We start from the raw sequence: 6233 nt of genomic DNA, 5'->3' as shown, positions 1-6233 counted from the left end.
TTATTTTCGATTTTTGAAGTGTCAACTTATTCAGTACACTACACATTCATATACAATCAAATAGTCATATCATACCTATGTCTATTGGAGACATGAAGAGAGACTAGAGTGTACTTACAAATTCATTACATCCTGTTCGAACCGATCTTTATCTCCGGCAGCTTTATTGCGCATTCTGCTCCGGTAATTATAGATAGTTGCCAAAGAATAACCCAGAAAATGAGCAATCTTGTTACTATCCACTACTCCTAAACGAATAAGGGCAAAGATCCGGAGTTCGGTTGTCAGCAGTTCGTCTGATTTTGGATAAACTCTTGCTTCTTCTACCAGCAGATTATTGAAAGAAGTAATAAAGTGTGGGAACAGTTTAAGGAATGACTTATCAAATTCGTTATAAAATTCATTCCGCTCGTCCCGGATAAACTGTTCGGACTTGATTGCTTTAAACAAGTCATCGATACGTGACGACATAGCAAGTTTGGCCAGAGAGCGGCGATAAGTTTCCAGTTTATCTAGATAATTGACGCATCTGTCCAAATAACGGGCAATATATACTTCCTTTATCTTTCCGGTCTGTTCCAATTCTTTGTTGACCGCAGACATTTGTTTGTTGGCCAAACTTAGATTCCTACGCATGACGGATATTTTCTTCATCCAACGATACAGATAGAAAATAGCAATGAGGAGAAACAGCGACAACAGACTGACACTAATCAACATGGCACGGGAAACGGCCCGTTCTCTCTCTTCTTTCAGTTTATAAGCCTTATCAATAATCGGGAAAAACTCCGTCACTTCCATAAATCGCAAACGGGCATTACATGCTACAGCATCTTCCATCGAACAACTCAGATATTTGTAAGCACGGTCAATATCCCCTAGTTCATACATCAGATGCGCGAGTTTCTGCAAGGAAGCATACTCCCTGACGGAAGATTCCAAGTCTGCAATAGCAGTCAGTATCAGATAATAAACTTCTTTCTCAACGTCTTTCTTCATGCTATATGCTTCGGAAAGGGTATAATAGATATATACTTTCTGACGTTCGTCTTCCATATCTTTCAGTGCATCGTTCAGCATGCCGATAGCCGTATCGGCCTTTCCGGTCACGATACATCGTTCCGCCATAACAATCGTTTTATTTTCTTCCGGAGGCATGGCGGCGATAATGGAATCTCTGTACAAATCGGTCTTTTTCAGGTATTTTTCTTTTTCGGTTTTGTTTGTCGTATAATCAGCAAGCCAGCCGTAGCAGGCGCGATATGTCTGGTAATAAGAAAGCAAAGTCCATTCATTCAGTTTTTTAGGATCAATCTTCTCCAATTGTTCCATAGCTTCGATGTACATGCCCATTACACCCATTACCGTAGCACGGTTAATGACAATCTCATATTCCAGTTCCGGACGATTTAATTGGGGCAATATCTCCATCTGACGGTTAATATAATGAAGCGCCGAATCTGCCTGATAATGCAGGTAAGCCCCAAAGAGGGAGGCATACAACTCATAATTCCGGGCAGGATCGGTGGAATGGGCAAGTTGTACTTTTAAATCAGCGATGTCTTTTTCTCTCCGTATCTGATAAGTTTCCTTCTTACTTATAATGTCATCCAGTTTTTTAAGGGCCGCCTTATTTATATCCGTATGCTTTGCGGACAAGGAAAGAGGATAAACAAAAAGAAGAAACAAAAGATAATAGGTTAGATTTCTCATAAGGTGCTTTTTTAAGATGTGACAAATATAATGATTATAGTAATAAAAACGAAAAATATCGTCATAACAATTTTCATTTTCACTTGTATTTTTCGACAGAGGCAATAACGATAAAAAGCTTATTATCAACAGCCTATTCAAAACAAGCATTTATATTTTCTTTCTAACTGCCATACGGCATACCCGATTCACCTACATTTGCATCATCGGTTCCCCCGAACAAATTTTAAAAATCTAGTTACCATGAAAAGGAATTTATTATTCATTATCTTACTATTATTATTACCCGGTCTTCACCAGGTATTCGCAGCAAGCACTATAAAGAAAGTAGCCCCGACCTTTTGGTGGGCAGGAATGAAGAATCCCGAATTGCAGATACTATTATATGGTGACCGCATATCATCCGCAGACGTCAGTCTTTCTGCCGATAATATCACGCTGCAAGAAGTGGTGAAGCAGGAGAATCCTAATTATCTGGTTCTGTATTTAGACCTTTCGAAGGCTGCTCCACAGAACTTTGACATCATCCTGAAACAAGGCAAAAAGCAGACAAAAATCCCTTACGAGCTTAAACAGCGCCGGCCGAATGCTTCGGCAGTAGAAGGTTTTGATTCGAGCGACGTGCTTTATCTTATTATGCCGGACCGTTTTGCCAATGGCAACCCCTCCAACGACATCATTCCCGGAATGCTGGAAGGAAATGTAGACCGTAATGAGCCTTTCGCACGTCATGGCGGCGATTTGAAAGGAATAGAGAATCATCTGGATTACATAGCAGACCTCGGAGTCACCAGTATATGGCTCAACCCGATTCAGGAAAATGACATGAAAGAAGGATCGTATCACGGTTATGCCATTACCGATTATTATCAGGTAGACCGCCGCTTCGGCAGTAACGAAGAGTTCCGCAAACTTACTCAGGAAGCTAATGCCAAAGGGCTGAAAGTCGTAATGGACATGATCTTCAACCATTGCGGTTCGGACAACTATCTGTTTAAAGATATGCCCTCCAAAGACTGGTTTAACTTTGAAGGCAACTACGTGCAGACCAGCTTCAAGACTGCCACTCAAATGGACCCGTATGCTTCCGATTACGAAAAGAAAATCGCTATCGACGGTTGGTTCACACTGACCATGCCGGACTTCAACCAAAGAAACCGTCATGTAGCTACTTATCTGATACAGAGCAGTATCTGGTGGATTGAATACGCCGGTATCAACGGCATCCGTCAGGATACACACCCTTATGCCGACTTCGATATGATGGCACGCTGGTGCAAAGCAGTCAATGAAGAATATCCCAAGTTCAACATTGTAGGTGAAACATGGCTGGGCAACAATGTACTCATCTCCTACTGGCAGAAAGACAGCAGACTCGCTTATCCGAAGAACAGCAATCTCCCGACTGTCATGGACTTCCCGCTAATGGAAGAGATGAACAAGGCTTTCGACGAAGAGACTACCGAATGGAACGGAGGACTTTTCAGACTCTACGAATATCTATCACAGGACATCGTCTACAGCCATCCAATGAGCCTGCTGACCTTCCTCGACAATCACGATACTTCCCGCTTCTACCGTTCGGAAGCAGATACAAAGAATCTGGACCGATACAAGCAAGCCCTGACATTCTTACTGACAACCCGCGGAATACCGCAGATATATTATGGAACTGAAATCCTGATGGCAGCCGACAAGGCGAATGGAGACGGCCTGCTCCGCTGCGACTTCCCCGGAGGCTGGCCGAACGATACAAAAAACTGCTTTGACGCAGCCAACCGCACTCCACAGCAAAATGAAGCATTCTCCTTTATGCAAAAACTGCTCCAATGGAGAAAAGGAAACGAAGTCATTGCCAAAGGTCAGCTCAAACATTTCGCACCGAATAAAGGTGTCTACGTTTACGAACGCAAATACGGTGATAAATCAGTCGTTGTTTTCCTGAATGGAAACGACCGGGAACAGACCATTGACCTGGTTCCTTACCAAGAAATACTTCCTGCCTCATCTGCTTTCGATTTATTGACAGAGAAAAAGGTTGAATTAAGAAATGAATTAACACTTCCAAGTCGTGGAATATACCTTTTATCCTTTTAATAAGTTCACTTCGACTTATATTTATCAGAATACAGAAAAGAAATAAACTACTGTAAAACAAAACATTATCATTAATATAAACTTGTATTTTTATTCTAGACAACCCAAAGTCTCAAGATGGTTGCTATATTTGCAATATCCGGAACAGAGCGGAGTAAAAATATTAGTTAGCTTATAATTTAATACCATAAATAGAATGAAAAAGAGAAAGATTTTATCGCTCATCGCATTCCTTTGCATCTCATTCATTGCGAATGCCCAACAGAAATTAACCTCACCGGACAACAATCTGGTAATGACCTTCCAAGTAGACTCAAAAGGTGCCCCAACGTATGGACTGACGTATAAGAACAAAGTGGTAATCAAACCCAGCACTCTCGGACTGGAACTGAAGAAAGAAGATAATACCAGAACCGACTTCGACTGGGTGGACCGCAGAGACCTGACCAAACTTGATTCAAAGACCAACCTGTACGACGGCTTCGAAGTAAAGGATACTCAAACGGCTACCTTTGATGAAACCTGGCAACCGGTTTGGGGAGAAGAAAAAGAAATCCGCAATCACTATAACGAGCTGGCAGTCACCCTGTATCAACCCATGAATGACCGTTCTATCGTTATCCGTTTCCGTCTGTTCAATGACGGTCTGGGATTCCGTTATGAATTTCCTCAGCAGAAGTCACTCAATTACTTCGTGATCAAGGAAGAGCATTCTCAGTTTGGCATGAACGGCGATCATATCGCTTTCTGGATACCGGGTGACTATGATACGCAGGAATATGACTACACCATTTCCCGCTTATCAGAAATCAGAGGGCTGATGAAAGAAGCGATCACTCCGAACTCTTCTCAGACTCCTTTCTCACAGACAGGCGTACAAACTGCACTGATGATGAAAACGGATGATGGCTTATACATCAATCTTCATGAAGCCGCTTTGGTTGATTACTCATGTATGCACCTCAATCTGGACGACAAGAATATGGTATTCGAATCCTGGTTGACACCGGATGCCAAAGGAGACAAAGGGTATATGCAGACTCCCTGCAACACACCTTGGCGTACGATTATCGTGAGCGATGACGCCCGCAATATCCTCGCTTCACGTATCACTCTCAACCTGAACGAACCATGCAAGATAGCGGATGCCGCTTCTTGGGTAAAACCCGTGAAATATATCGGCGTATGGTGGGACATGATCACCGGAAAAGGCTCATGGGCTTACACCGACGAACTGACCAGCGTAAAACTCGGTGAAACGGATTACTCCAAAACAAAACCGAACGGCAAACATTCTGCCAACACAGCCAACGTGAAACGTTACATTGACTTTGCAGCCGCTCACGGATTCGATGCAGTACTGGTTGAAGGCTGGAACGAAGGCTGGGAAGACTGGTTCGGCAACAGCAAAGACTATGTGTTTGATTTCGTGACTCCTTATCCCGACTTCGATGTGAAGGAAATCCACCGCTATGCAGCCAGCAAAGGAATCAAAATGATGATGCATCACGAAACTTCCGCTTCTGTACGCAACTACGAACGCCACATGGACAAAGCCTACCAGTTTATGGCAGACAATGGATACAACTCCGTAAAGAGCGGTTATGTAGGCAACATCATCCCCCGCGGCGAACATCACTACGGACAATGGATGAACAATCACTACCTGTATGCAGTGAAGAAAGCCGCCGATTACAAAATCATGGTGAATGCACACGAAGCAACCCGCCCTACCGGTATCTGCCGTACATATCCGAATCTGATCGGTAATGAATCCGCCCGCGGTACAGAATATGAATCATTCGGAGGCAACAAAGTATATCATACAACGATTCTGCCTTTCACACGCCTGGTTGGCGGTCCGATGGATTACACTCCCGGCATCTTCGAAACGCATTGCAACAAGATGAATCCGGCAAATAATTCTCAGGTACGTTCTACCATTGCACGCCAGTTGGCACTATACGTTACCATGTACAGTCCTTTGCAGATGGCTGCCGACATTCCGGAAAACTACGAACGTTTTATGGACGCTTTCCAGTTCATCAAAGACGTAGCTCTCGACTGGGACGAAACGAACTATCTAGAAGCAGAACCGGGAGAATACATCACAATTGCCCGTAAGGCAAAAGGTACGGACGACTGGTACGTAGGCTGCACAGCCGGTGAAAACGGTCATACCTCCAAACTCGTATTCGACTTCCTGACTCCGGGCAAACAATACATCGCTACCGTCTACGCGGATGCCAAAGATGCCGACTGGAAAGAGAACCCGCAGGCTTATACCATCAAGAAAGGTATTCTGACGAATAAGAGCAAGCTGAACCTGCACGCAGCTAACGGAGGCGGATATGCTATCAGCATCAAAGAGGTAAAAGACAAATCAGAAGCTAAAGGTTTGAAAAGATTATAATAAGGAAAAG

General features: G+C 43.5%; 3 protein-coding genes. 2 read left to right on the top strand and 1 reads right to left on the bottom strand.

Features of this window, described 5'->3' with window-relative positions; translation table 11 throughout:
• Positions 1 to 114 precede the first annotated feature (114 nt).
• Positions 115 to 1713 carry a DUF6377 domain-containing protein gene (locus tag DW640_RS14720; protein ID WP_016269800.1) on the bottom strand — a complete coding sequence of 533 codons (1599 nt, stop codon included), beginning with the start codon at positions 1711 to 1713 and terminating at the stop codon, positions 115 to 117.
• A 243-nt stretch (positions 1714 to 1956) separates the two neighbouring features.
• Here DW640_RS14720 and DW640_RS14715 point away from each other — a divergent pair, with 243 nt between their 5' ends.
• A complete protein-coding gene (locus DW640_RS14715) occupies positions 1957 to 3810 on the top strand; it encodes a glycoside hydrolase family 13 protein (RefSeq protein ID WP_055300731.1) in 1854 nt (617 codons plus the stop codon).
• Between the two features lie 196 nt (positions 3811 to 4006).
• Positions 4007 to 6223, top strand: coding sequence for a glycoside hydrolase family 97 protein (locus DW640_RS14710; protein ID WP_117578592.1), 2217 nt, complete (start codon positions 4007 to 4009; stop codon positions 6221 to 6223).
• Positions 6224 to 6233: the final 10 nt, after the last annotated feature.

Origin of the sequence: Bacteroides sp. AM23-12 (genome assembly GCF_003434395.1) — a bacterium.
Classification (GTDB): Bacteria; Bacteroidota; Bacteroidia; order Bacteroidales; family Bacteroidaceae; genus Bacteroides; species Bacteroides thetaiotaomicron.
Note: the sequence above shows the minus strand (reverse complement) of the source record. Positions and strands in the feature narration are given on the sequence as shown.

What these genes read in the sequence shown, in the direction of transcription:
- DW640_RS14720 (WP_016269800.1), bottom strand. Translation starts at nt 1,713, where the DNA reads ATGAGAAATCTAACCTATTATCTTTTGTTTCTTCTTTTTGTTTATCCT.
- DW640_RS14715 (WP_055300731.1), top strand. Translation starts at nt 1,957, where the DNA reads ATGAAAAGGAATTTATTATTCATTATCTTACTATTATTATTACCCGGT.
- DW640_RS14710 (WP_117578592.1), top strand. Translation starts at nt 4,007, where the DNA reads ATGAAAAAGAGAAAGATTTTATCGCTCATCGCATTCCTTTGCATCTCA.